The following is a 22,620-nucleotide window of genomic DNA, read 5'->3' as shown; positions in this document are numbered from 1 at the left end:
ACGACCGCCCGGGTCTATCATGATCCCGGGCGGTCGTCCCCACGTGCGGTCAGGCCAGGGTGCGGACCTTCGGCTCGCGGTCCCAGTACCGCTTCTTCGCCGCCTCGACGAAGCCGCCGAGATCGGTCACGCCCTCGTCCGCCTCGACACCCGCCTTGTCGAGCAGCGGCTTGGCGGCGGCGTTGGCGCCGATGGCCTTCAGGTGCCCGAAGGCATCCATCACCCACTGCACCGCAGCCGCTTCCTTCACGAGCTTGCCGACGGCCTTCTCGGAGAGGATCACCGCGCAGCCATCGACCGTCACCGAGGGCTGGCCGAACAGTTGCGCGTCGGCGGCGATGGCCGAGCCGTCGGAGAGCGGCACCTTGCCGACCTTCGGGGCGATGGTCATCGCGTGGCCGCCCGCGGCCTTGATCGCGGTCTTCAGCGACTTCAGCTCGCCCGCATCCGTCCCGTCGGCGATCAGGATGCCGATGGTGCGGCCTTCCAGCGTGTGCCGCTCGAGGGGACCCCGGATGATCCGCAGGGCCGGCGACGGCGCCATGTCCAGAACCGGCGCGGCGGTCGGCGAGGCGGGGGGCAGGTCCATCGCCAGCCCGTCGGCGACGCGGGTCGCCAGATCCTCATCGACGTTGCGCAAGTTGGCGACCATCGTCAGCCGGATGTGCTCCAGGCTCACCTTGGACAGCTCGAAGACCAGCGCGGAGGCGATGTGCGCCTGTTCGGCCGGGTCCATGGACCGGAAGAACAGCCGCGCCTGGCTGTAGTGGTCGGCGAAGCTCTCCGGCCGGATGCGCAGCTTCTGCCCCTCCTCCTCCGAGGGGAAGGTCACGTAGCCCTTGGAGGCGTCCTCGCGGGCGCCGCCCGGCTCGCCCGCGCGGGCGAGGCTGTTCGGCTCGTAGTTGGCGCGGCCCTTCGGCACCGCCATCTGCATGTGACCGTCGCGCTGCTGGTTCATGAACGGGCAGCCGGCCGCCGCGGCCCGCCCCTTCGCGGCGTTGATCGGTAGCTGGTGGAAGTTCACCGAGCCGAGCCGCGAGAGCTGCGTGTCCGTGTAGCTGAACAGCCGGCCCTGGAGCAGCGGATCGTTCGAGAAGCCGATGCCCGGCACGACGTGGCTCGGCACGAAGGCCGCCTGCTCGGTCTCCGCGAAGTAGTTGTCCGGGTAGCGGTCGAGGACCATCTTGCCGACGATGCGGACGGGGAGAACTTCCTCGGGGATGATCTTGGTGGCGTCGAGGACGTCGTAGGGCTGGCTGTTGGCGAAGTCCTCGTCGAACAATTGCACGCCGAGTTCCCAGGTCGGGAAGTCGCCGCGCCCGATGCGCTCGAACAGGTCGCGGCGCTGGAAGTCCGGATCGGCTCCGGCGATCTTCACGGTCTCGTCCCAGATGGTCGAGGCGAGGCCGGCCTTGGGCTTCCAGTGGAACTTGACGAAGGTGCTCTTCCCTTCCTTGTTGATGAACCGGAAGGTGTGGACGCCGAAGCCCTCCATGTTGGCGAAGGTGCGCGGCAGCGTCCGGTCCGACATCGCCCACATGATCATGTGGGTCGACTCGGGCATGAGGCTGATGAAGTCCCAGAACGTGTCGTGGGCGGTGGCCGCCTGCGGGTAGCCCCGGTCGGCCTCCATCTTGGCCGCGTGGATCAGGTCGGGAAACTTGATCGCATCCTGGATGAAGAAGACCGGGATGTTGTTGCCGACGAGGTCCCAGTTGCCCTCGCGGGTGTAGAACTTGACGGCGAAGCCGCGCACGTCGCGCGGCGTGTCGATCGAGCCCGCGCCGCCCGCCACGGTGGAGAAGCGGGTGAACACCTCGGTGCGCTGGCCCTTCTTCTGGAACAGGTCGGCGACGGTGACGTCCGCAAGGCTCTCCGTGCATTCGAAGTAGCCATGGGCGGCGGAGCCGCGCGCATGGACGATCCGCTCCGGGATGCGCTCGTGATCGAAGTGGTTGATCTTCTCGCGATAGACCTCGTCCTCGAGCAGGACCGGCCCACGCGGCCCGGCCTTGAGCTGGTTCTGGTTATCGGAGACCGGCGTGCCGTGGTTGGTGGTCAGCACGGGGTGGTCGGCGTCGGCATTCTGGTGGGTCTCGCCACCGTGGCCGGCGTTGAGCGAGGTAAGTTCGGTCATGGCATCCCTTCTTGGTCCAGGGTACCAACCGACCGCGACCCCTCAGGTATCCCGGCCCTCGGCCGTCGCGGCCAGGGATCTCACGCGGCGCCCGCCGGAGGGCGCCCGCTTGTCCCGCCGCCCGCCGCACGGCGCCGGATAATTCGGCGCGACGTCAGTCGTCCAAAAGGAACGTCGCGCCGGGTATCGTCACACATCAAAAGTCAGAAATAACGGCAAATTGTCTTAGCGATGGGACCGATTGCGCAATAGAAATAAACTAAGTTGTATACGTGGGGGCTCCAGCTTATTACCCTGCGGCATGTCCCAGGCATCTGGTTCTGCAGCCCAGTTTGGGACGCATTCAAAGGAAATCGCGTCCGTTCTCGGCATCTCTGTCGAGCAACTCCACGCCGAGACAGCACCGGCGGCCGTGGAGGAGATGATCGGTCTTCTGCGCGCCTATGTCGGCATTTCGGACCTGCAGGGCCGTCGCAGGGTGCTGAGCACCGTCCGGCAGGAGGTCAAGCGCAGCGTCCCGGCCCCGCTCGAGGGGAACGAGGAGGGTCACGCGGGCGATCACGCGGGGCGCGCGGTGTTCGGGCCCCTCATCAACAAGCTCAGGCACGGCGCGGACCTCAAGGAGGCCGATTGCGACCGGCTGGCCCGGCTCGCGGGAATCCGGCGGATCGGCGCGCGCCAGCAGATCGTCCTGCAGGGCGACCGCCCCGAGAACGTCTACGTCGTGCTCGACGGGTTCGCCTGCCGCTACAAGGTCTTGCGCCAGGGCAAGAGCCAGATCATGGCCCTGCTCGTTCCCGGCGACTTCACCGACCTGCACGGCGCGGTCCTCGGGACGATGGATCACGGCATCATGGCCGTGTCGGCGTGCACCGTCGCGGAACTGCCGCGCACGGCGATCCTCGAACTGGTCGAGAACTATCCGCGCATCTCCCACGCCTTCCACTGGGCCACCCTGGTCGATGGGGCGATCCTGCGCGAATGGCTGGTGAACATGGCCCTGCGCGAGGCACCGCAGCAGATCGCACATCTGTTCTGCGAATTGCTCGTGCGGCTCCGGGCGGCGGGCGTGGGCGATGCGAACAACTACCCGTTCCCCCTCACCCAGCAGGAACTCGCGGAGGTGCTGGGCCTCACGTCCGTCCACGTCAACCGGACGCTGCAATATCTGCGCGACGAAGGACTGATCGTCCTGCGCCGGCGCCGGCTCATCATTCCCGACGTGGATCGCCTGAAAGCCTATTGCGACTTCAATCCCGATTACCTGCACCTCAGCCGGCGGAGCGAGTGAGGCTGGCCTCTCAGCCGAAGGCGTCCGTCTCGACCTCGGGGATCGGCGTGTCGCCCATCCACAACCCGGCGAAGGTCAGCGTCGCCGTGTAGACGGTGCTGTCGTTCTCGTCCCGCACGAGAACGGTGAAGGCCTGCCGGTCGCCATCCGTCGGAATCAGGTCGCAGGCGATCTGCGGCAGCGTCTGCATGGCCTCGACGCGGACGCCGCGGAAGCCATCGCATTCCATCCCGATCGCATCGCGCTTCAGCGACAGCCCGTCATGGATATCGAAGAAGTAGCGAGGCATGCCTCTCCCGCTGTTCGGGGCGGGAGCGCATCCGTCTACCAGCCGCCGGCGCCCACATCACGATGCCAGCGATGCGGTAGCCATATAGCAGATTCTCCGTGCTTTCATTCACAATAGTGAGTTTTTGTGCGCGGGCCGCCGCTATTTTGCCAGTCTTTTGAAGCTGCTCCGCGAAGATAGTTTTCTCAGCAACGCAATCTTTTTTGAGAAAGCCGGGTCGGAGGGTGCCGGACGGCCCCTCCCCGGTCATTTCTCTTCGAGGAGATTGGTGAAGTTCGCGACGATGCCGGGCAATCGGTCGCCCTTCCGGGTCGAGGCGATCAGCCGGACCCGGTACCGCGCGCCATCGGCCCCATCGACCGTCCGCTCGAACGGCCGCTTCTCCATGAGCACCGCCGGGATTTCTTCCTGCAGCCAGGACAGGGGGATCGGCGCCGAGAAGTTGCGCAGGGAGCGGCCGACATCGCTCGGCTGCAGGCCGAAGATCTGCGCCGCCGCGTTCGTGAACAGGCGGATCCGGAGATCGGGCGTCAGCAGAACGCTCGCCGTGTTGGTGCCCTCGAACAGCAACGACTGGTCGTCGGTCATCTGGTCGATGGCTTCGATCTTCGCCGCCAGCTCGGAATTGACCGTCTGAAGCTCCTCGTTCAGCGACTGCGTCTCCTCCTTCGAGGCTTCGAGCTCCTCGTTCGCGGCCTGCATCTCCTCGTTGACGGAGTAGAGCTCCTCGTTCGAGGATTTCAGCTCCTCCAGGGAGGTCTCATACTCCTCGATGACGGCCTGAAGCCGCTCGCGCATGCTGGCCAGTTCGCGCTCCAGCCCCTGGATCACGCTGTCCCGCTCGTCCGTCTCCAGGCTCTGCTGCCGCTCCCGCGTGACGGGGGCGGCGACCTCATTGAACACGACGAGGAACAACGGCTCGGTCTCGCCGGGCGAGGGCAATGGCTTGACGACGAGGGAGACCGTCTGGAGCCGGCCATCGGGCAGTTCGACGCCGATGCCGCCGCGCACGACCCGCGTATTGCCCTCGATCGCCTCGCGCAGGGCCGTCCGCAGTTCCAGGCGCAGCCCCTTGCGCGCCATCGCCGCGAGTTCGCGGGTCGGCTGGCCCGCGACGACCTCCAGATGGTCGCCGATCCGCGACGAGTAGTGCACGGCTTCGCCTGTCCGCGTCACGACGGCGTGCGGCGGGGTGAACTCAGCCAGCACCTGGGCCTCCACCGCGTGCCGCAGGGCCATGTGCGTCGTCGCGTTGCGCCGCCGATGCTGTGCCACGCTCGTGAAACTCGGCGTCTCGGGGCCGGACATCGCCGGCAGCCGCGCGAGCACGATCGCGTCGCGGGCCTGGAAGATGCGGTGCCGCTTGTCGATCGTGTCGAACAGGTCTTCGAAGCGCGTGACGTTCTCGGCCATGCCGATGAACAGGTATCCGCGCGGGCGCAGCGCGTAGTGCAGCACCGGCATCAATTGCTGCTGCGCCTCGACGCCGAGATAGATCAACAGGTTGCGGCAGGAGACGAGATCGAGCCGGGAGAACGGCGGATCGCGCAGGACGCTGTGCGGGGCGAAGGTGCACAGGTCGCGCAGATCCTTGCCGACCATCACGCTGTTGCCCTCGGTCACGAAGTTCCGGGCGATCCGCTCGGGCGAGACGGCGTCGAGATAGGCCCGCGGGTAGCGCCCGGCGCGGGCGACCGTGAGGGAGCGTTCGTCGATATCCGTGGCGAAGATCTGCACGCGCGGCGGATCGGCCAGGGTCGCCATGTGTTCGCGCACGAGGATGGCCAGCGAGTAGACCTCCTCGCCCGTGGAGCAGGCCGGCACCCAGATCCGCACCACGTCGGACGACGAGCGGTTGTCGAACAGCTTGGGGACGACCTGGGTCGCGAGGGCGTCGAAGGCGGCGGTGTCGCGGAAGAAGTTGGTCACGCCGATCAGCAGGTCCCGGAACAGCGCTCCGACCTCGGCCGAATCCACGCGCAGCAGCTTGAGGTAGCCGCTCGGCCCGGAGGCCCCGATGATGCTGATGCGCCGCTGCAGCCGGCGGATGAAGGTGCTGGGCTTGTAGCCGGAGAAGTCGTGGCCGACCTGCCGACGGAGGATGCCGAAGGTTTCCTTGAGGAATTCGGCGTCGATCTCGTCGTTCGCCTGGCCCTCCTCCGAGGCCGGGGAGGCGCTGCGATCCTTGAGGATGTGGGCGGCGATCCGGTCTCCCATCCGCTCGGCCGTCTCGCCGAAATCGACGAAGCCGGTGCGCATCGCGCTGATCGGCATGTCGGCGGCTTCCGGGCCGTAGCCGTCCGCCACCTGGGCCAGGGTCAGGCCGCCGTATTCCTTGATCGCCTTGACGCCGATGGCGCCGTCTCCGTCCCCGCCGGACAGGATCACGCCGACCGCACGCTCGCCCTGGTCGATCGCCAGGGCGGTCAGGAACAGGTCGATCGGCTTCGTCTCGCGGCCTTCCGGCCCGAGCGGCCTCAGGGTCAGCCGGCCGTCCGCGATGCCGAGGGTATGGCCGGAGGGCATGACGTAGACATGGCCCGGCTGGACCGCCACGCCGGCGGTGGCGGCCACGACCGTGAGGGGCGTGAAGCGGGCCAGGACATCCGGCAGCAGGCTCTCGTGCTGCGGGCTGAGATGGGTCACGACGACGAAGGCCGCCGTCAGCGTCTCCGGCACTCCGCGGAAGAAGCCGCGCATGGCCTCGATGCCGCCGGCCGACGCGCCGAGGCCGATGATCGGGAAGTGATCCTGGTCCATGATCGTGTTTCAAACCTCACGGTCGATGCCACGGCGCCGATCGAGCCGAGCATCGCCAGGCTTGGCCACGTGTGGGGGACGGCCTTGTGGATCAACCGTCGTGAATGGCCTCCTGCACGACATAGGACAGGCAGCGGGCCCGTGCCTCGGGACTTTTCAGCCGCACGAACAGGCGCAGCAGCGCCAGGACCTGGGCCGAGGCGTCCAGGTCCATCCCGGCCGACGCGAGGTCCGGACCGGCCGCCGGGTCGGCCGCGAGGAAGGCCTCCACCGGCACCCCGAGGGTGGAGGCGATGCGGCCCAGCGCGTTGGCATGACCCTCGCCGTAGGGATCTTCACCGGTCATGTGCCCTCTTCGCTGGCGGCCGCAACGGTGCGCTCAGTGCACGGCGATACCCATCCCGTTCGGGCCGACCGTATTCAGGACGCGCCGCCCCAGATGCTGGAGCACATGGCCCAGGAGCAGGCAGGTCTGCGCGTCCGCCTCGTCCTGCGCCGTCTCGTAGGCGTCGATGACGGACTCCACCAAGTCCTTCGAGGGCGGGAGGTCGTCGTCGCGGTGCGTCGTGGGTCCCGCCGCCGAGAGCGACTGCTCCGCCGAGCGCCGGACGAGATCGCGCGAGGTCTGAAGCGTCCGCCGCGTCTCCTCGGCCGCCGTGCGCAACGCGCGGGCGATTTCGAGGCACCGGTCTGCACGCGTGCGGTCCATCGTGACGCTCCGAGCCTCAGTGAATCCGCAAGACGAGACAGCCCCCCCGGCCGCCTCGACCATGCACGCAATCCGCGAATGTGGCAAACCGCGTTGGCGGCAAGCACAAAAGATGGCGCGGAGTTTGTATTCAGCAGGCAAAAGTCATCAAGACAATTTTCTCAACACCGGCGAAGGATAGACTTTCCGGAAAGTCGCACGCCGCCGACCGCGTTCAGGCCATGTCTTCCCACGCGACGCGTTGAACGCCGTCCGCGTTCCGGAGGGTGGCGATGAGGGACAGCGCCCAGTCCGGGTCGTCCCCGCGATGGGCGCCGAGGCAGCGCAGCGTGCCTGTCCCGGCCTCCTGCTCCAGGGTGCTCGACCGGATGGCGAGCCCTTCGGCGCGCAGGCGCTGCAGCAGGGCGGCGTGGGACGTCTCCCCGGCGTCGAACGCCAGCGTGACGGTGCCGTAGCTTCTCTGCCGCAGACGCTCTTCGACCAGACCGAGCCCCTGCAGCGTGGCGAGGGAGATGAACGTCGTGGCGACGCCGAGCGGCCAGGCGCCGGCCCCGAAGCAGAGGCCGACCACCGTCGCCAGCCAGACCGTCGCGGCGGTGGTGACGCCCCGGACCGTGCTGCCCTGCTTCAGGATCGTCCCCGCGCCGATGAACCCGATGCCCGCGAGGATGCCGTGGGGCAGCCGCATCAGGTCGAGGCGGGACAGGCCGGCGGCGTCGCCCCGGGTTTCCGTGAGGAGGACACTGCCGAGCAGCATCGCGGTGCACGCCGCGAGGCAGAGCAGCACGATGGTGCGCATGCCCGCCGGATGACCCAGTTCCTCCCGGTTCCAGCCCAGCAGGAACGCGGCGGCGAAACTCAACGCGAGACGCACCATCACGACATCGAAGGTGAGATCGGCTGTCACTCAAGCTCCACGGTTTCATGTCCACGCCCGACCTCGGCCCTTCAGGCCTCGGGCGAAGACAGGAAGGCCGAGCCCACCCCCGCGTTCCGGAATGAACCGGAATTTAGGGCTGCTCTCCCGGGGAGACGTTCGGCCCCCCGGCGACGTCGCGGAACTGGCGGTACCGGTCTTCGAGGTCGGTGAGGTCGGACGGGTCCGTCACGTCGCGGCGGGCGGCGGCGATGACCAGGGCGGCGTGGCGGGCGAGGTCGGCCGCCCTGTCCTCCCGCCGCTCGACCTCGGCGACGCGGGTGAGCACGTCGAGCATCCGGGCGAGGACATGAACCGAGCCGGCCGCGTTCTGCCGGATCATGTGGAACATGGCATCGCACAGCCCATCGTAATCCGTCACCGGATGAACGAGCACGGGGCGGCCATCACGCAGCACCACGCCGGTCGGCAGGTGGCGCGGGGCGATCCGGCACAGGGCGTCGCCGAGATGGTCCACCACGCTGCCGGCGGTGAACGGGTCGTTGATGCCCGGCGAGAGCGCCCGGACTGCGATCTCCACCAGTTGCCGGATCGAGTATTCCGGGTCCTGAAGCGCAGCGGGGCGGCGCCCGAGCGTCATGGCGTCCCGGATGGCCTCCTCCGCGCCCTCGACCGGCCGGGACAGGAACGCGATCCCGTATCCGCTCGGCACGTAGTCGCCCGGCCGCACCCGCAGCGTGACCGTCACCCGGTTCTCGTGGGCCCAGTCGGCCAGCGAATCGGCGTCCATGGCCTGGACGTAGCCGCCCTTCGTTTCCGCGATGGCCCGCCCACCCGGCGCCCCTGTGGGACGGGCGGCCCCCGCCTCGTCTCGCGTATGGGTCGCGATGGCCCGGCAGAGGTCCTGCTGCACGGCATCGACCACGGTCTCGATGTTGATGCTCGTGGCGATGTGGTGGACGAACCACACCAACGTGCCCACCGCGACCAGCGCCAGGATCAGGGCGCCGGTGATGGCGAGGTGCGGAACGAACGGGTTCTCCTCGACGGTGCGCACCGTGCGCAGGACCATCAGCGCGTAGGCGAAGGTCCCGAGGAAGATGCCGAGCACCGTCTGGTTGCGGGCATCGCGAATGAAATTGCGCAGCAGACGCGGGCCCATCTGGCCGGAGGCCAGGGTCAAGGCCGCGATGGTGATGGAGAAGGTCGTCCCGGCGACCCCGATATTCGAAGAGGCGATGGCGCTGAGGAGTGCCCGTGCCCCTTCGGCGCCGCCGGAATAGCCCCAGTTCGCATTCGGCGAGGCGGCATCGTAGCCGGCGATGTGGGCCGTCTCCAGCCAGATTCCGAACTGGGCCAGCAGGATGCAGCCGAGGATAACCAGGGCCGGGCGCAGCCAGAAGACGTCGCCGAGAATCTCGACCCAGGCCGAAAGGCGCGCCCTCATGCCCGTGTCATCCTGCTCGTGGCCTCAGTTGGGTGCCTCCGGGGCGACGAGACCCCGGAGGCGTGGGGCCGCGTCAGCGACGCGGACCGCCGGTCGTCTGGCCGTATTGCTGGCCCGCCGCGCCGCGCGAGGGCATGCCGGCATTGCCGCGGCTGGCCGAGCCCTGGCGCATCCGGTGGCGGCGATGCATCCGCACCTGCGTGATGTCGGCGTTCGTGGGGGCCTGCACGCCGAAGGCGGTCATGGGCAGCGCCGACGAGGGCAGGGTCGTGGCGCAGAGGCCGAGGCCGGCGAGCAGCGCCGAGGCGAACAGTGTGTGCTTCATGGGTGTTGTCCTCCGCGAGGGCATCGGCCGCGAACCGCACCCTGCAACGTGCGGCCCCCGGAAACGTTCAGCAAGGATCGCGCGACCCTGGGGAGAACGTCCTCGGGCGAGTGATCGCGCCCGTGGCCGGTTCGGCCGAGCCCGGATTGCCGGTCCGCTCCCCATCCGGGCGGGGCCGAGGAGAACCCCGTGATCTCGCTGTTCGACCTCGCCGCCTTGCTCCTCGTCCTGTCGGCCCTGTTCGGCTGGCTCAACCGCCGGTTCCTGCGGCTGCCGCATACGATCGGCCTGCTGATGATGGGCCTCGCCTCGTCGCTCGCCCTCGTCGCCCTCGATCTCGTCTTCCCGGCGCAGCACCTCTACCGCGACCTCACGCAGGTGCTGGGGCAGGTCGACTTCACCGACGTGGTGATGAACGGCATGCTGGCCTTCCTGCTCTTCGCGGGTGCCATGAGCCTCGACCTCAAGGCCCTGCGCGACCGGGCCTGGGCCGTGGCGACCCTGGCGCTCGTGGGCACGGTGATCTCCACCGCCCTCGTCGGCGCCGCGTTCTGGGCGGTGGGGCAGGCGCTCGGGCGGCCGGTCTCCCCCGGCTGGGCCCTCGTCTTCGGCGCGCTCATCAGCCCGACCGATCCGGTCGCGGTGCTGGCGACCCTCAAGAACGTGCAGGTCCCGGAGGCGCTGGAGGTCGAGATGCAGGGCGAGGCCCTGTTCAACGACGGCGTCGGCATCGTGCTGTTCACCGTCCTCGTCGCCTTCGCGGCGGGGTCGGGGGGCGAGGCCACCAACGCCGGGGGCGTCGCCACGCTGCTCCTGCGGGAGGCGGGCGGCGGCTTGGTCCTCGGCGTCGTGACCGGCTACGCGGCCTACCGCGCCATGCGGGCCATCGACGACTTCCCGGTGGAAGTGCTCATCACCCTGGCCCTGGTCACGGGCACCTACGCCCTGGCGCAGAAGCTCGGCGCCAGCGGCCCCCTCGCCGTCGTGGCGGCGGGCCTGCTCGTCGGCGACCGGGCGCCCCGCGACGCCATGAGCGAGCGCACGCAAGGCTATGTCGAGGCCTTGTGGACCCTGATCGACGAGGTGCTGAACTCGGTCCTGTTCCTGCTGATCGGCCTGGAGGTGCTGGTGCTCCGGTTCGAGGTGAGCGGGCTCGCGCTTGCCGCCTGCGCCGTCCCCATCGTCCTGCTCGCGCGGCTGGTGGCGGTGTCCGTGCCGCTCCTCGCCTTCCGCTGGGGCGGCCACCTCTCGGCGCGCAACGTGCCGTTCCTGACCTGGGCCGGCGTCCGCGGCGGCATCTCGGTCGCCCTGGCGCTGTCGCTGCCGGAGAGCGGCTCCAAGTCGGTCATCCTCGCGGCGACCTACGCGGTGGTGCTGTTCACCATCGTGATCCAGGGGCTGACCCTGGGTACGGTCGCGCGGCGCACCCTCCGGGACCGGTCGCCGGCCCCCTGAGGAGCCGGATCACGCCGGGAACCAGTTGCCGTGGAAACCCGGCGGGATGCGGTGCGCGAGGCGTACCGTGGCGACGGGCGGCGCCGCGAACGCGCGCGCGTCGAGGATGGTGAAGTCCGTCGTGTCGCGGGCCGTGTCGAGGACGAGCCCGACGAGCCAGCCCTCGTCCTCCCCGGCCCCGGCATGGGCGGGCACGAAGACGAACTCCCCCGGGATACGGTCGGGGCCGAACGCGTGAACCAGCCGCTCCCCCGTGGCGAGGTCGTGCTTGTAGATCTCCGTCGCCCCCGCGAGTTGGGTGTTGCCGTCGGCGGGGACGCTGACCGTGTAGACGAAGCGGTGCGGCTGCCCGAAACGCCGCTCGTCGATGCGGGGGAATTCCTGCGCATCGGGATCGAGCAGGCGCCGCGCGACCCGCCTTGTGACGGGATCGACGGTCCAGCGTTCGAGCCGGCCCGGCCGGTCGAGGCCGCCGCCGATGGCGGTGAACACCGACTCGTAGGCGATGACGTCGAGGACCACCCGCCCGTCCGCGTCGTCGTAGGCGTTGGCGACGTGGAACACGAAGCAGGGATCGACGTCGCACCAGAGGATGTCGCCGCCCTCTCCCTGCCGGGGGAGCAGGCCCACGCGGGCCTTGTGCGCCGGGTTCCAGCGGAACGGGAAGCGATAGCCCGCGAGCAGGGCGCGGAACGAGAACGTGACCGGCAGGTCCAGCACGATCGCGAAGCGCGCGGTGATCGCGCAATCGTGGATGCAGGGCCCGTGCTCGACCGCGACCGGCACCTCCCGCACGACCTGCCCCGTCGGCGAGACGACGACGTGGCGGACGCTGTCCCAGACGCGGCCGTCATAGGCGATGGCGTGGGTCTCGCCGGTCAGGGGGTCGCGGTGGGGATGCCCCGTGAAGGACCCGGCCAGCGTCCCGTCGAACGGGTTGTAGCGCTGCTCCTCCAGGGTCCGCGAGAGCTCGACGGGAAAGCTGCCCGCCTCCACCACGGCGAAGATCCGCCCGCCGATCTCGACGACGTTGGTGTTGACGGTGTCGTTGCCGCCCCGGCGCGGCCCGGGCGCGGCGGGGCGTCCGAGGGCGGCGGCGGCCGTACGGGAGCCGATCCACCGGTTGCGGTACCACGGCGCCCGGCCATCCTGGAGGGCGAGACCGTGCACCATGCCGTCGCCGAGGAACCAGTCGTGGCCCCGCGTCGTGGGGGCGACGGGGTTCGCCCCCATCTTGAGGTAGAGCCCGTCGAGACCGGGCGGGATGGTTCCGGTAACGGGCAGATCCGTCAGATCCAGTTCCTCGCGCATCGGCGCGTGGACACCGACCACGAAGGGGTTCGCCGTGCCGGGCAGGCGCAGCCGGTTGCAGGCCGCCCACAGGCCGACGCCGCCCTCGGCCGCGAGCCGGAAGGCCGACTGGACACGGTTCGACATCGGCCGCGATCCGTCAGTCCGCCCCGTCCATGTGCGGATGGCCGGCATCCGTGAGGGCGCGGTCCAGCGCCTCGATCGCGCCCAGGATCTTCATGAAATCTTCGGCCATGGACACCGGCGCCAACTCGATCCCGCCCATGCGCTTGGCGATGTAGTTGCGCTGGCGGGCCAGGGCGCCGCGCGCCCGGCGCAGATCTTCGACTTCCTCGGTGTTCATGGGTGTCGGGTCCTCGCTGCACATCGTGACTGGCGCGGCTTGGATCGCCGGTTCGATCCCCCACCGCCGTTCAGGCCTCCGGGCGGCCCGCGTCGCCGCCCGTCCCTGCCCCGAAGGCTCTCGGACCTTCGTTCGGTCCAGACGACTTGGCCTGATCGGCGGCAAGATCAAGCAGTCGCTGCGCAAGAAGCACGGCGGTGGCCGCATCGACCGCCGAGGCGTCCGCCCCCACCCGGTGAACGAGGTCCGGGTGCCGCAGGAACATCGGGCCGCCGACCATCACGCCGACGGCGCGGTTGCACGAGGCTTCCCGTACGGCGCGGATGATCGCCGCGACCGGCTCGACGCGGGTGACGCTGCTGAGCGTCAGGCCGACCACGCCGAACCATTCGGTGGCGACCCGGGCGGCGATCTCCTCCCGGCTCGCGGAGAGGCCGATCGCCACGTCCCAGCCAGCCCGGCGGAGGAATTGCTCGACGACCCGCACGCCGAGCGTGTGTTGCTCGTCCGGGGCGCCCAGCAGCAGCAGGCGCCGCCGCCCGTCCGGGGAGGCCGTCCCCTCCCCCAGGCGGAACCGCGCGACGAGGCGCTGGAGCCGGGCCACGCCCGTCGTCACCTCGACGAAGTCGCACAGATCCTCGTCCCAGAGGCGGCCCAGGAGGGCCGCGCAGGGCGCCAGCAGGTCGAGGAACAGGCGGTCGGTGGAGTGGCCCGCCGTCATCAGGGCGGTGAAGGCGGCGACGATGGGCTCATCGTCCGCCGCCAGGGCGAGGTCGGTGAAGGCCGCGACCTCGCCCTCGGCGAAGTCACCCGCCGGCTCGACGCGCTCGGCCAGCGAATCGCGATGGCGGAGAACCAGCTGCGGAATGATCTCGGCCCGGACGACCTGCCCCAGGGCCAAGCAGCGCAGGCGCGCGGCCTCGGCGGCCCGCTTGCGCGCATAGAGCTGGCGGGCTTCCGCCGCATGGTGGGAATCGCGAGGAGGAGCGTCCTCCCAACGGCGTCCGGACGAACCGAAGTCGCGCATCGTCCCCCCTTTGCGGAGGCAGCGGCGGCCTTACCGGCCGCTCGATCACCGCAACCCATGAGAGCCGTGCCCAAGGCCGATGTAAAGACCGCAAGAATATTCCTAGCGGCGGTCAGAGCCGGGTGGTCAGGGTGGTGAGCCAGTCCGGCGAGGCGTTCACCAGGGCGGTCTCGGCCGCCTTGTCGTAGCCGGTGGCGATCATCAGGCCGGTGGCCACGAGGATCAGGCCGAGGGCGGCCTTCAGCCCCTTGCCGAGCCCCATCATCCGGTCGCGCCAGCGCATCAGCACCTCGCGGGAGAGGAGGCCGAGCAGGAGCAGCGGCAGGGCCGCGCCGAGGCCGAACAGCAGCATCGTGAGGGCCACGACGCCGAGGTCCCGCCCCTGCGAGGCGAGGAGCGAGGCCGCCCCGAGGGTCGGCCCGACGCAGGGGCTCCACACCGCCCCGAGCAGCAGGCCGACGCCGAACTGGCCGGCGAGCCCGGCCGAGGAGAAGCCGCCGAAGCGGCGCTCGGTCCAGTCGCTCACCGGCCCGGCGGCGGCGGCGAGGCGCGTCTGCGCGACGGGCACCATCAGCACGAGGCCGACGAGCACCAGCAGGAGGGCGGCGACGAGGCGGAAAAGTCCGGCATCGAGGCCGATGGCGAAGCCGACCGTCGCCACGAACAACCCGATGGCCACGAAGGACAGCGCCAGCCCCGCCGCCAGCACCGCCGGCCCGAGCCGGTGCTCGGACGCCGCCGCGCCCAGCACCAGCGGCAGCAGGGGCAGCACGCAGGGGGACAGGACCGACAGGATGCCGGCGAGGAAGGCGAGGCCGAGGGTGCCGATCATGGAGGGAGGTCAGATCGCCTTGTCGAGGAGGGCGGAGAGGGCCGCGGGCTTGGTTTCGCCCGTGGAGCGACCGGTTTCCGTCTCACCGCGATAGGTGATCAACGTGCTCTGCATGGTCGCCCGGAACTGTTTGACCACATCCTTGCGGCTGTCGAAATCGACATCGAACACCTGCAGGTCCTTGAACTTCGGTTCGGCTTCCAGCTTGGCGAGGATCGGCTTCTGCGCGGCGCAGGTGGTGCACCACGGCGCGGTGATGTGGACGAGGATCGGCTTGCCGGCCTTCTGCGCGGCCGCGAAGGCGGCGGGATCGTAGGGCTGCTCGGCGGCCGAGGCGGCGGTGCCGAAGACCATCGGTGCGCCGGCGAGGAGCCCGAGGAGGAAACGGCGGCTGGTCATGGGGTCGATCCTCGCGTGCGGCCGGGGATGAGGTTCGGCGAGGGTCCGCCCGCCCCCGGCGGCGGGAGGGACCTGTCATCCTTTCGCCGGAAGACCGGCTCCGGTTTCACCGACCGCTCAGTGGGAGGCCTGCGTGACGGCGCGGTCGATGCTGACGCGGCTCCCCCAATCCCGGGCGCGGTCCTCGCCCTTGAGGTCGATCAGTCTCGCGCCGCTGACATCGACGTTCTTGAAATCCGCGCCCGCGACGGTGGCTCCCGTCAGGTTCGCGCCGGACAGGTCGGAGCCCATCAGCACCACGTCGGTGAGGTCGGCGTCGGTCAGGTTGGCGTATTCCAGGCGCGAGCGGCCGAGATTCGCCCCCTTCAGGTTCGCGCCCGACAGGTTCACCGAGGTGAAGACCGCGCGCATCAGGCCCATGGACTGGTTCTTGATGTCGGCGCCGCCCCTCAGGTCCACCAGGGTCGCGCCGCTCATGTTGGCGCCCTTGAAGTCGCCGATGGGCAGGGAGCGGCTGAGGTCGGCGCCGCTGAAATTCGCGTCCCGCGCGGTGATGCCGAACATCGCCGCGTCCGCGAGCTTGGCACCCGACAGGTCGGCCTTCAGCAGCCACGCCTGCTGCAGGTTGGCCCCGGTGAGGTCCGCGCCGCGCAGATTCGCCTTGTTGAGCCGCGCCGTCCGCAGGTTGGCGCCCTTCAGGTCGAGCCCGGACAGGTCGAGGCCGGAGAGCGATTTGTCGTGCAGGTCGAGGGGCTTGCCGTCCGCCGCCTTGATCATCGCCTCGATCTCGGCGCGGCTCATTTCGGCCTTCGTCATGGCGGGCGACGTCATGTCCGCCCCGAGCAGGAGATCCTGTTCGGCGGTGGCGGGGCCGATGGCGAGGGCGGCGAGCAGGACGCTCAGGGCGAGGCGGCGCATCGTGTCACTCCCCCGGAGTGCCGGGCAGGATCGGCCTCCGTATCGTTTTCAATGTGAGGCGATGCTATGCCGATCCGCTGCAGCCGGTCGGTGACCCAGGTCACACAAGTCGGGCGCGCCGGGAGAAATACGCCAGCCATGACGGATGCCCAGAAGGTCGAGCGGTGGATCGACCGGTTTCCGCCGATCCGCGCGCTCAGCCCGGCGCATCTCCAGATCGCCCGGGGGACGGTGCATTTCCCGGTGCTCGATGCGGGGGCCATCGCGTACGAGTTGAACGGCGCGTGCGCCAACTACCTGATGTGCCTCGAAGGCCGGACGCGCATCTTCCGGATGTCGGAGGGCGGCCGAGAGGTCCTGATCTACAAGGTCGGCCCCGGCGGCACCTGCGCCCTGACCACGCAATGCCTCCTGTCCGGGGGGACCTTCCCGGCGGAGAGCGTCGCCGAGGAGCGGACCGTCCTCGCCGCGCTGCCGGTGGGCACGTTCCAGCACCTGATGGGTGAGAGCCCCGCCTTCCGCAGCTTCGTCATGGACGATTACACGCGGCTGATGTCCGGCCTGTTCACGCTGATCGACGAGGTCGCCTTCGCCCCCCTCAAGCAGCGCCTCGCCCAGCGCCTCCTGGCCGAGGCCGATCCGCGGGGCGTCGCCGCGCTCACCCACCAGACGCTCGCGGACGATGTCGGCAGCGTGCGCGAGGTGGTGAGCCGCATCCTGGCGCAATGGGCCGAGGCGGGCCTGATCGAACTCCGGCGCGGGGCCGTCGCCATCGTCGACCGGGCGGGCTTGGCCGCCGCCGGCCGACGGTGATCGCGGGCGCCCCGCGAAAGCCTAGCGGTGCGGGGCCGTCCGGATCGTCAGCCTCAGGGTCGCCGCCATGACCTCGTTGCCGTCCTCGTCGAGGGCGTGGATCGAGAAGCTCTGCAGCGCGTCCTCGCGGTTGCACTCGGCATCGAACATGTTGGACAGCGTGGCGCGAACCATGTCGTGCAGCGCGTCCGTGCCGGACAGTTCGGTCCCCTCCTCGTCCTCCAGGACGAGCCGTTCGCTCGCGGTGTTGAAGAAATAACGCGGCATCAGCGGTCTCGTCCGACTGGAATGCCCCCCTGCCGGCGCGAGGGGCGTCGACCGGGACGAGCCTGACCCCAATCCCGGACGGGCGCCCTCACCTGTATCAGCTTGCGCCTTTCTTCCGATCTGCCGGCGTAATCCTATGATTACTGCTTCATTGCGCTCATCAGCTCAGACACGCCCGAAGAATGAGGTCCCGGCGGGGCTATCTTTGCATCCCGCGAAGGCGCACAGTGCCGGCATCACCGGATCGGTTGATCCAGGCTCCGGTGGCTGAGGGTCCGTACCCCCGCCTGCAAGGGACAGGCGCGCGTGGCAGACCTCATCGCATTCCCCGCCCAACCCCGCTCCCGGCACGCGCGCCGCGCCTATCAGGTGCATCGGCTCGCCCCGAGCGGCGGCGTGGTCACGACCTGCATCATCACCGCCCGCAACGACGGTGACGCGCAGCGGCAGGCGAAGGGTTTGACCGCGGGGCACCGCACCGAACTCTGGGCCAGCAACCGCCTCGTCGCCGTGCTCGGCGCGTTCGACTTCCCGATCGCGACCACGATCCGGATGCTCGCGGAGCGACCGGCGACCGAGGCGTGACGACGGCCCGACCGGCCTGCCACGCAGAGCGAGGAGCAAGACCATGGCGATCGAAAAGAAGCGCGGGAACCGCGAGACCAAGAAGCCGAAGAAGCCCGTGCCCAAGAGCAACGCGGCGGCGCCCTCGGCCAAGGGGACCGTCGCCTCGGTCATGAAGACCGGCGGCCGGAGCTGAGGCGATCCGGGCCACCCGCTTGAAGCGATGCGCCGGGAGCCTTATGCCGAGGCCGTCGCTCCCGCGCGGTCATTGATGGACAAGAGCATGAACGAACGCGACGCGGGGCTCGACGCCCTTCGCACGCTCGCCGACAGGGCGGACCGGAACGATCTCGCCGCCGCCCAGGACATCCTGCTGCAGACGATCCTGCGCGAGGACGGCGCGGAGCGGCGCAACCAGGCCCTCGACGCGCTTCTGGCCGAATTTCAGAGCGACGACCGCGCGGGCTCCCGCTCCCAGGAGCAGGATGCCTTCCGTGCGGTGCTGTGCGCGATGATCGAGCGGACCCGCGAGATGGCGGGAGCACGGCAGGGGTGACGTCCCGCGCCGTCTCCGCGCCTCAGATGCCGACGCTCTCGGCGCCGGCCTCGGCGGCCTGCTGGATGGTGGCGCCGTTGCGCAACGCCATGGCGATGGCGACGGAGATGGTGTCGATGGCCAGCGCCCGGTCCTGCCCGTAATCATAGGCGCTGTTCCGGCCCGGACTCAGCCGCGCGTAATAGGCATCCGGAAACCGCCGGTCGATCCGCGTCCTCAACAGGCGTGCGGCCGCCGCGTAATTGTCTTCGAAGGTCCTGGCCTTGGGCGCGGACGCGCCCTCGAAGGTCCCCTCCTCCTTCTCCTTCGCGATCCCATCGGATTTCCGCTCGTGGGCGCTGCCGAGAAAGAACTGGATCGTCCTGGCGAGCAGCCACCGGATGACGGACATCGGATCCTCCTGAGCAGGCCGCCAGAGTGACGCCGCCGGGCGTTACGCGGGGAATTGCAGGCCCGGATACACCAGGGTCGCCCCCCGCTCGGAGACCTTCCACACGGGCAGGGAGCCCTCGCGCACGAACATGGCGAAGGCCTCGGTCGTGTCCGCCCGGTCGAGATCGGCGGCATCCCGCACGGCGCGACCGACGATACAGGCGCCATCGGGGGCGTCGGACGCGGGCGACCGGCTCTCCAGCGAGAACATCACGCCGGATCGGTCGGGCCTGAGCTCGTCCGGCAGGACGTCGATCCTGCGCCACAGGCAGTTCCACCGCGCGCAGACCTCCGGGCGGTCACGGTAGATCCCGCATCCGGTCCCGGTGTTGTGGCGGCACAGGACGCCCGCCGGCTTGTCGAGAACCTGGATCTCCAGGACACGACAGCACAGGGTGCAGGGGCCACAGGCCCGGGTCTCGCTCGCGATCGGCGTGGTCCTCGCTGCGCGGTCCCGTGGGACCGGCCGCATGGATCAGCTCGCGTGCGTGAGTTCGCCTTCCCGCACGGCGCGCTCGCCAGTCGCGGACTTGATCCGGTAAGTCGGCTCGCCGGAACGGTCGTCCGGCGTCAGGCGCACCACCTCGAAGAGGCCGTCGACGATGCTCTTGCTGCCGGCATAGCTGGTCCCCAGCTGGCGGACATGCTGGCCGATCTTGAACTTGTGAGACATGACTCGTCCTCCAGGGTGGTGGCGGGTGCGGACGGTGCCGCCTAGCGGCGGGCGCGCGCCTTGCGGGCCGCGAAGCGCGCATCGCGCGCGGCCTTCTGCTCGGCGGCGAGGGCCGCCTGCCGTTCGACCTTCTCGGCCGCCTGGCGGACGATCTCGGCCTCGGCCCGCTCCTTCTCGGCGAGCGCCTCGGCCTCGCGCGCGGCTTCGGCGGCGAGCCGTGCCACTTCCCGCTCGGCCGTCCGCACGTCCCGCGCCTCGACGATGGCGCGACGCGCCGCCTGGCGGGCGATCACGGCCGGATCGTCGGCAGCGGGACGGGACCGGAAGCGGGCCAGCGTGGCCTCCCGCGCCTTGGCCGTTGCTTCGAGGCGATCGACGAGCTGGTCTGTTCTGGATTGACCCACAAGGATTCCTTTATGCACCGCGGCTCAACCGGGGTGCCGAAAACAGGTGAAGCCGCTCCCGACGGAGCGGCTTCGAAATGACTCGCTAACGGGCGAGCGTGGCTCAGACAGCCTGGAGGCTGCCGGCCGACTGCTTGCCGGTGCGACGGTCGGACTCCATCTCGTACGAGATCTTCTGGCCCTCGACCAGGTTGTTCATGCCGGCGCGCTCGACAGCGGAGATGTGGACGAACACGTCCTTGCCGCCGTCATCCGGCTGGATGAAACCGAAACCCTTGGTGTCGTTGAACCACTTAACGGTGCCGATGGTCATAGGTATTCCGTATCTATTTTAGGCGAACGAATGTGCCGAGCGCATGGGATCCACGCGCTCAATCGCTGATCGTCGAAGATGGGAGAGATGCAGTGCGCTCGCCCCGCAGGGGCGATACGGCCGAATATCTGGCCAAAGCTCGATGTATTTGTTGTACGCCAGCCGCGAGACAATCACAAGCACTAAATTCGTTTTACCGAAAATGAGCCGTTGCGCTGTGATAAAGCGCGTCTCGCCGCGCATAATAAAACTGCCGAAAAGAAAGATAAAACTGCGCCTGTTTCTCTCTCGAAAATACTGCCCAGCTCGCGACAAATGTGGCCGCGAGGACAGGATTCAGGCGACCAGGGCGCGGGCCGTCGCCGAGACCTCGCTCAGGCTGAAGGGCTTGGGAAAGAACCGCGCCTTGTCCGGGAGGGCGCGCGGCCGGAACGTCACCGGGCCGGAGCAGACCATCACGGCGGTCTCTGGCCAACGCTGGGCGATCAGCTGCGCGAGATGGATGCCGTCCACCCGGCCGGGCATGCGCACGTCGGTGAACACTATTTCGATATGCGGCGAGTTTTCCAACAGGCGCAGAGCCATGTCCCCGGTCCAGGCTTCGATCACCTCGAACCCCGCATCGGCAAAAATGTCGACCGTCTCCATCCGAGTGATGTTCTCGTCTTCGACGATCAGAGCGGTTGGCTTCAAAACTATTTTTCCCATAGCCTAGAGCAAGCGCCCCAAATTATTTTTGTTCAATTTAAAATCTCTACTTTTTCCTGAAAACCTGCGAGGGGCGCCACGAGATCGCAGACGACGCCGCTCGGGTGATACGCCAGCTTGACCACCCCGCCGATGGTCCCGGCGAGGCCGCGCTCGATCAGGCGGGTGCCGAACCCCGCCCGCGTCGGCGTCGTCACGGGCGGCCCGTCCTCCTCGGTCCAGCCGAGCCGCACCTGCGGGGCGTCGTCCACCTCCTCGATCCGCCACCGGATGCCGACATGCCCCGTCTCGGTCGAGAGCGATCCGTATTTGGCGGCGTTCGTCGCCAGTTCGTGGATCATCAGGGCGAGCGCCAGCGCGGCTTTCGGGCCGATCTCCAGGGCCGGCCCCTCGATCCGGAAGCGCCCCGCCTGCTGGTTGTCGTGCAGCGCCAGCGCCCCCCGGATCACGGACTCCATCCCGGCCTGCTCGGTGTTGCTCGCCAGGAGGATGTCGTGCGCCTTGCCGAGGGCGATCAGGCGCCGCAGCAGGGCGTCGCGCGCGTCGTCGAGGCTCGCGGCGTTGCGCAGGGTCTGCGCCGCGATGGCCTGGACCATGGCGAGCGTGTTCTTCAGCCGGTGGCTGAGTTCGTGGTTGAGCAGGGTCTGGTGCTCGTCCGCCGCCACCCGCGCGCTGTTGTCCAGCATGACGCCCGTCATGCGCACCACGCGACCGGCCTTGTTGCGGATCAGGAACGCCTGATTGAGCACGTCGGCGTAGGAGCCGTCCGCCCGCTGGAAACGGTACGCGTCGGCCCACCGGGAGCCCGCCTCGTCGGCGCCAAGGACCCTCCGGCGGACGCGCTCGCGATCCTCCGGGTGGATGCGCTCGAACCACCACGCGGCCGTCGGCGCGACGATCGAGGCCACGTGGCCGTAGACGCGGGTGAGGGCGTCGTCCCAATGGAAGGTGTCGCCCTCGCGATCCCAGTCCCACATCACGTCCGTGGTGGCGCGCGAGGACAGCCGGAACCGCTCCTCGCTGACCTGCAGGGCGTCGCGGGCCTCGTCGGAGAGGGTGAGCGCGCGATCCCGCTCGCCGATGGCCCGCCGCAGCTCGAGCTGGGACATCACCTGACGGGCCAGCGCCTGCAGGCCGGACCTCTGCTGCGGGGTCAGGCCGTCGGGCCGGGGCACTGTGTCGATCACGCACAACGTGCCGATCGCGACGCCGTTGGCCGCCTTCAGCACGGCGCCCGCGTAGAACCGGATGAACGGCTCGCCGGTCACCAGCGTGTTGTCGCGGGTGCGGGGGTCCAGCGTCAGGTCGGGGATGATGAGGATATCCCCCTCCGCCAGCGCGTGGGCGCAGACGGATTGGCTGAGCGGCGTCTCGCAGGGGGCGAAGCCGATCCGCGCCTTGAACCATTGCCGGTCACTGGACACGAAGCTGATCAGGCCGACCGGCGTGTCGCAGATCTGGGTGGCGAGGGCGACGAGGTCGTCGTAGCCGGGCTCGGCGGAGGTCTGGAGGATGTCGTAGCTGGTTAAGGCGGTCTTGCGCGCGCGCCCGCTCGGGTCATTCATCGATCAAGTGTGTGCCAGGGCGGAGAGTATTCGTAGCCGGAAGTGCCGTTCTTCGCCACCCGGCAAACTCCATCCTCACTAAGAACGTCTAACAAAACCATCGTTCGATGAAGCGCCAGACGATGAGGGCGGCCGCCAGCGTCGAGAAGGCGAGATGGATGTCGGCTCGTCGCTCGTAGCGGATGGCAAGGCGGCGGAACTGGGC

Annotated in this window: 28 protein-coding genes and 1 pseudogene; 6 read left to right on the top strand and 23 right to left on the bottom strand. The window is 69.2% G+C overall.

Annotation, left to right across the window (positions count from 1 at the left end; translation table 11 throughout):
• Positions 1–49: 49 nt before the first annotated feature.
• Positions 50–2,137, bottom strand: a complete 2,088-nt coding sequence (locus AAHF99_RS15450) for a catalase (RefSeq protein ID WP_342165332.1) — start codon at positions 2,135–2,137, stop codon at positions 50–52.
• Between the two features lie 421 nt (positions 2,138–2,558).
• Here AAHF99_RS15450 and AAHF99_RS15445 point away from each other — a divergent pair, with 421 nt between their 5' ends.
• The gene (locus AAHF99_RS15445) at positions 2,559–3,428 is read left to right on the top strand and encodes a Crp/Fnr family transcriptional regulator (RefSeq protein ID WP_342165331.1); all 870 of its coding nucleotides are present in this window, start codon (positions 2,559–2,561) and stop codon (positions 3,426–3,428) included.
• Positions 3,429–3,438: 10 nt separating this feature from the next.
• Here AAHF99_RS15445 and AAHF99_RS15440 read toward each other — a convergent pair whose 3' ends face one another.
• From AAHF99_RS15440 to AAHF99_RS15410, 7 genes are all read right to left on the bottom strand, one after another.
• Positions 3,439–3,717: a DUF6894 family protein gene (locus tag AAHF99_RS15440; protein ID WP_243953516.1), complete on the bottom strand. Its 279-nt coding sequence runs from the start codon at positions 3,715–3,717 to the stop codon at positions 3,439–3,441.
• A 246-nt stretch (positions 3,718–3,963) separates the two neighbouring features.
• Positions 3,964–6,477 carry a CheR family methyltransferase gene (locus AAHF99_RS15435; RefSeq protein WP_342165329.1) on the bottom strand — a complete coding sequence of 838 codons (2,514 nt, stop codon included), beginning with the start codon at positions 6,475–6,477 and terminating at the stop codon, positions 3,964–3,966.
• Between the two features lie 91 nt (positions 6,478–6,568).
• Complete coding sequence (locus tag AAHF99_RS15430; RefSeq protein WP_342165328.1) at positions 6,569–6,823, bottom strand: hypothetical protein; 255 nt, start codon at positions 6,821–6,823, stop codon at positions 6,569–6,571.
• Positions 6,824–6,856: 33 nt separating this feature from the next.
• A complete protein-coding gene (locus AAHF99_RS15425) occupies positions 6,857–7,186 on the bottom strand; it encodes a hypothetical protein (RefSeq protein WP_342165327.1) in 330 nt (109 codons plus the stop codon).
• Positions 7,187–7,400: 214 nt separating this feature from the next.
• Positions 7,401–8,093 carry an MgtC/SapB family protein gene (locus tag AAHF99_RS15420; protein WP_342165325.1) on the bottom strand — a complete coding sequence of 231 codons (693 nt, stop codon included), beginning with the start codon at positions 8,091–8,093 and terminating at the stop codon, positions 7,401–7,403.
• A 103-nt stretch (positions 8,094–8,196) separates the two neighbouring features.
• Positions 8,197–9,510, bottom strand: a complete 1,314-nt coding sequence (locus AAHF99_RS15415) for a DUF2254 domain-containing protein (RefSeq protein ID WP_342165323.1) — start codon at positions 9,508–9,510, stop codon at positions 8,197–8,199.
• A gap of 73 nt (positions 9,511–9,583) precedes the next feature.
• Positions 9,584–9,835 (bottom strand): hypothetical protein, encoded by a 252-nt coding sequence (locus AAHF99_RS15410; protein ID WP_342165321.1) that lies wholly within the window; start codon positions 9,833–9,835, stop codon positions 9,584–9,586.
• A 189-nt stretch (positions 9,836–10,024) separates the two neighbouring features.
• On the opposite strand from AAHF99_RS15410, the gene AAHF99_RS15405 reads away from it, so the two are divergent.
• Entirely contained in the window at positions 10,025–11,290 is a 1,266-nt protein-coding gene (locus tag AAHF99_RS15405) for a cation:proton antiporter (RefSeq protein ID WP_342165319.1), read from the top strand.
• Between the two features lie 9 nt (positions 11,291–11,299).
• On the opposite strand, the gene AAHF99_RS15400 is transcribed toward AAHF99_RS15405, so the two are convergent.
• The 6 genes from AAHF99_RS15400 to AAHF99_RS15375 form a co-directional block, all read right to left on the bottom strand.
• A complete protein-coding gene (locus AAHF99_RS15400; protein WP_342165317.1) occupies positions 11,300–12,727 on the bottom strand; it encodes an 8'-apo-carotenoid 13,14-cleaving dioxygenase in 1,428 nt (475 codons plus the stop codon).
• Between the two features lie 13 nt (positions 12,728–12,740).
• Positions 12,741–12,944 (bottom strand): hypothetical protein, encoded by a 204-nt coding sequence (locus AAHF99_RS15395; RefSeq protein ID WP_342165316.1) that lies wholly within the window; start codon positions 12,942–12,944, stop codon positions 12,741–12,743.
• 70 nt (positions 12,945–13,014) lie between these two features.
• Complete coding sequence (locus AAHF99_RS15390) at positions 13,015–13,971, bottom strand: cobalamin B12-binding domain-containing protein (protein WP_342165313.1); 957 nt, start codon at positions 13,969–13,971, stop codon at positions 13,015–13,017.
• Between the two features lie 112 nt (positions 13,972–14,083).
• Positions 14,084–14,803 (bottom strand): cytochrome c biogenesis CcdA family protein, encoded by a 720-nt coding sequence (locus AAHF99_RS15385; protein WP_342165311.1) that lies wholly within the window; start codon positions 14,801–14,803, stop codon positions 14,084–14,086.
• A 9-nt stretch (positions 14,804–14,812) separates the two neighbouring features.
• Positions 14,813–15,202, bottom strand: coding sequence for a thioredoxin family protein (locus AAHF99_RS15380; protein WP_342165309.1), 390 nt, complete (start codon positions 15,200–15,202; stop codon positions 14,813–14,815).
• Between the two features lie 117 nt (positions 15,203–15,319).
• Complete coding sequence (locus AAHF99_RS15375) at positions 15,320–16,120, bottom strand: pentapeptide repeat-containing protein (protein WP_342165307.1); 801 nt, start codon at positions 16,118–16,120, stop codon at positions 15,320–15,322.
• Positions 16,121–16,258: 138 nt separating this feature from the next.
• Between AAHF99_RS15375 and AAHF99_RS15370 the strand changes: the two genes are divergently transcribed.
• Positions 16,259–16,933: a Crp/Fnr family transcriptional regulator gene (locus AAHF99_RS15370; RefSeq protein ID WP_342165305.1), complete on the top strand. Its 675-nt coding sequence runs from the start codon at positions 16,259–16,261 to the stop codon at positions 16,931–16,933.
• 21 nt (positions 16,934–16,954) lie between these two features.
• Here AAHF99_RS15370 and AAHF99_RS15365 read toward each other — a convergent pair whose 3' ends face one another.
• Positions 16,955–17,200 carry a DUF6894 family protein gene (locus AAHF99_RS15365; RefSeq protein ID WP_243953497.1) on the bottom strand — a complete coding sequence of 82 codons (246 nt, stop codon included), beginning with the start codon at positions 17,198–17,200 and terminating at the stop codon, positions 16,955–16,957.
• 306 nt (positions 17,201–17,506) lie between these two features.
• Here AAHF99_RS15365 and AAHF99_RS15360 point away from each other — a divergent pair, with 306 nt between their 5' ends.
• The 3 genes from AAHF99_RS15360 to AAHF99_RS15350 all read left to right on the top strand — a co-directional run bounded on the left by AAHF99_RS15360 (position 17,507) and on the right by AAHF99_RS15350 (position 18,320).
• Positions 17,507–17,785 (top strand): hypothetical protein, encoded by a 279-nt coding sequence (locus AAHF99_RS15360; RefSeq protein WP_342165303.1) that lies wholly within the window; start codon positions 17,507–17,509, stop codon positions 17,783–17,785.
• Between the two features lie 43 nt (positions 17,786–17,828).
• The gene (locus AAHF99_RS15355) at positions 17,829–17,960 is read left to right on the top strand and encodes a hypothetical protein (protein WP_279597732.1); all 132 of its coding nucleotides are present in this window, start codon (positions 17,829–17,831) and stop codon (positions 17,958–17,960) included.
• Positions 17,961–18,047: 87 nt separating this feature from the next.
• Complete coding sequence (locus AAHF99_RS15350) at positions 18,048–18,320, top strand: hypothetical protein (protein ID WP_342165300.1); 273 nt, start codon at positions 18,048–18,050, stop codon at positions 18,318–18,320.
• A 22-nt stretch (positions 18,321–18,342) separates the two neighbouring features.
• Here AAHF99_RS15350 and AAHF99_RS15345 read toward each other — a convergent pair whose 3' ends face one another.
• The 8 genes and pseudogenes from AAHF99_RS15345 to AAHF99_RS15310 form a co-directional block, all read right to left on the bottom strand.
• Positions 18,343–18,711 (bottom strand): hypothetical protein, encoded by a 369-nt coding sequence (locus tag AAHF99_RS15345; RefSeq protein WP_342165298.1) that lies wholly within the window; start codon positions 18,709–18,711, stop codon positions 18,343–18,345.
• Positions 18,712–18,753: 42 nt separating this feature from the next.
• Entirely contained in the window at positions 18,754–19,224 is a 471-nt protein-coding gene (locus AAHF99_RS15340) for a hypothetical protein (RefSeq protein WP_342165296.1), read from the bottom strand.
• Between the two features lie 3 nt (positions 19,225–19,227).
• Positions 19,228–19,425, bottom strand: coding sequence for a hypothetical protein (locus tag AAHF99_RS15335; RefSeq protein ID WP_243953492.1), 198 nt, complete (start codon positions 19,423–19,425; stop codon positions 19,228–19,230).
• Positions 19,426–19,466: 41 nt separating this feature from the next.
• A complete protein-coding gene (locus AAHF99_RS15330; RefSeq protein ID WP_243953491.1) occupies positions 19,467–19,829 on the bottom strand; it encodes a DUF6481 family protein in 363 nt (120 codons plus the stop codon).
• A 103-nt stretch (positions 19,830–19,932) separates the two neighbouring features.
• Positions 19,933–20,142, bottom strand: coding sequence for a cold-shock protein (locus AAHF99_RS15325; protein ID WP_342165293.1), 210 nt, complete (start codon positions 20,140–20,142; stop codon positions 19,933–19,935).
• A gap of 336 nt (positions 20,143–20,478) precedes the next feature.
• Positions 20,479–20,835, bottom strand: coding sequence for a response regulator (locus AAHF99_RS15320; RefSeq protein WP_342165291.1), 357 nt, complete (start codon positions 20,833–20,835; stop codon positions 20,479–20,481).
• Positions 20,836–20,882: 47 nt separating this feature from the next.
• Entirely contained in the window at positions 20,883–22,415 is a 1,533-nt protein-coding gene (locus AAHF99_RS15315; RefSeq protein ID WP_342165289.1) for a sensor histidine kinase, read from the bottom strand.
• A gap of 88 nt (positions 22,416–22,503) precedes the next feature.
• A pseudogene (locus AAHF99_RS15310) lies at positions 22,504–22,620 on the bottom strand (IS5/IS1182 family transposase); the annotation flags it as partial.

It is taken from the genome of Methylobacterium litchii, from assembly GCF_038442315.1.
GTDB lineage: Bacteria > Pseudomonadota > Alphaproteobacteria > Rhizobiales > Beijerinckiaceae > Methylobacterium > Methylobacterium litchii.
Note: the sequence above shows the minus strand (reverse complement) of the source record. Positions and strands in the feature narration are given on the sequence as shown.

What these genes read in the sequence shown, in the direction of transcription:
- AAHF99_RS15450 (WP_342165332.1), bottom strand. Translation starts at nt 2,137, where the DNA reads ATGACCGAACTTACCTCGCTCAACGCCGGCCACGGTGGCGAGACCCAC.
- AAHF99_RS15445 (WP_342165331.1), top strand. Translation starts at nt 2,559, where the DNA reads ATGATCGGTCTTCTGCGCGCCTATGTCGGCATTTCGGACCTGCAGGGC.
- AAHF99_RS15440 (WP_243953516.1), bottom strand. Translation starts at nt 3,717, where the DNA reads ATGCCTCGCTACTTCTTCGATATCCATGACGGGCTGTCGCTGAAGCGC.
- AAHF99_RS15435 (WP_342165329.1), bottom strand. Translation starts at nt 6,477, where the DNA reads ATGGACCAGGATCACTTCCCGATCATCGGCCTCGGCGCGTCGGCCGGC.
- AAHF99_RS15430 (WP_342165328.1), bottom strand. Translation starts at nt 6,823, where the DNA reads ATGACCGGTGAAGATCCCTACGGCGAGGGTCATGCCAACGCGCTGGGC.
- AAHF99_RS15425 (WP_342165327.1), bottom strand. Translation starts at nt 7,186, where the DNA reads ATGGACCGCACGCGTGCAGACCGGTGCCTCGAAATCGCCCGCGCGTTG.
- AAHF99_RS15415 (WP_342165323.1), bottom strand. Translation starts at nt 9,510, where the DNA reads ATGAGGGCGCGCCTTTCGGCCTGGGTCGAGATTCTCGGCGACGTCTTC.
- AAHF99_RS15410 (WP_342165321.1), bottom strand. Translation starts at nt 9,835, where the DNA reads ATGAAGCACACACTGTTCGCCTCGGCGCTGCTCGCCGGCCTCGGCCTC.
- AAHF99_RS15400 (WP_342165317.1), bottom strand. Translation starts at nt 12,727, where the DNA reads ATGTCGAACCGTGTCCAGTCGGCCTTCCGGCTCGCGGCCGAGGGCGGC.
- AAHF99_RS15395 (WP_342165316.1), bottom strand. Translation starts at nt 12,944, where the DNA reads ATGAACACCGAGGAAGTCGAAGATCTGCGCCGGGCGCGCGGCGCCCTG.
- AAHF99_RS15390 (WP_342165313.1), bottom strand. Translation starts at nt 13,971, where the DNA reads ATGCGCGACTTCGGTTCGTCCGGACGCCGTTGGGAGGACGCTCCTCCT.
- AAHF99_RS15385 (WP_342165311.1), bottom strand. Translation starts at nt 14,803, where the DNA reads ATGATCGGCACCCTCGGCCTCGCCTTCCTCGCCGGCATCCTGTCGGTC.
- AAHF99_RS15380 (WP_342165309.1), bottom strand. Translation starts at nt 15,202, where the DNA reads ATGACCAGCCGCCGTTTCCTCCTCGGGCTCCTCGCCGGCGCACCGATG.
- AAHF99_RS15375 (WP_342165307.1), bottom strand. Translation starts at nt 16,120, where the DNA reads ATGCGCCGCCTCGCCCTGAGCGTCCTGCTCGCCGCCCTCGCCATCGGC.
- AAHF99_RS15370 (WP_342165305.1), top strand. Translation starts at nt 16,259, where the DNA reads ATGACGGATGCCCAGAAGGTCGAGCGGTGGATCGACCGGTTTCCGCCG.
- AAHF99_RS15365 (WP_243953497.1), bottom strand. Translation starts at nt 17,200, where the DNA reads ATGCCGCGTTATTTCTTCAACACCGCGAGCGAACGGCTCGTCCTGGAG.
- AAHF99_RS15355 (WP_279597732.1), top strand. Translation starts at nt 17,829, where the DNA reads ATGGCGATCGAAAAGAAGCGCGGGAACCGCGAGACCAAGAAGCCGAAG.
- AAHF99_RS15350 (WP_342165300.1), top strand. Translation starts at nt 18,048, where the DNA reads ATGAACGAACGCGACGCGGGGCTCGACGCCCTTCGCACGCTCGCCGAC.
- AAHF99_RS15345 (WP_342165298.1), bottom strand. Translation starts at nt 18,711, where the DNA reads ATGTCCGTCATCCGGTGGCTGCTCGCCAGGACGATCCAGTTCTTTCTC.
- AAHF99_RS15340 (WP_342165296.1), bottom strand. Translation starts at nt 19,224, where the DNA reads ATGCGGCCGGTCCCACGGGACCGCGCAGCGAGGACCACGCCGATCGCG.
- AAHF99_RS15335 (WP_243953492.1), bottom strand. Translation starts at nt 19,425, where the DNA reads ATGTCTCACAAGTTCAAGATCGGCCAGCATGTCCGCCAGCTGGGGACC.
- AAHF99_RS15325 (WP_342165293.1), bottom strand. Translation starts at nt 20,142, where the DNA reads ATGACCATCGGCACCGTTAAGTGGTTCAACGACACCAAGGGTTTCGGT.
- AAHF99_RS15315 (WP_342165289.1), bottom strand. Translation starts at nt 22,415, where the DNA reads ATGAATGACCCGAGCGGGCGCGCGCGCAAGACCGCCTTAACCAGCTAC.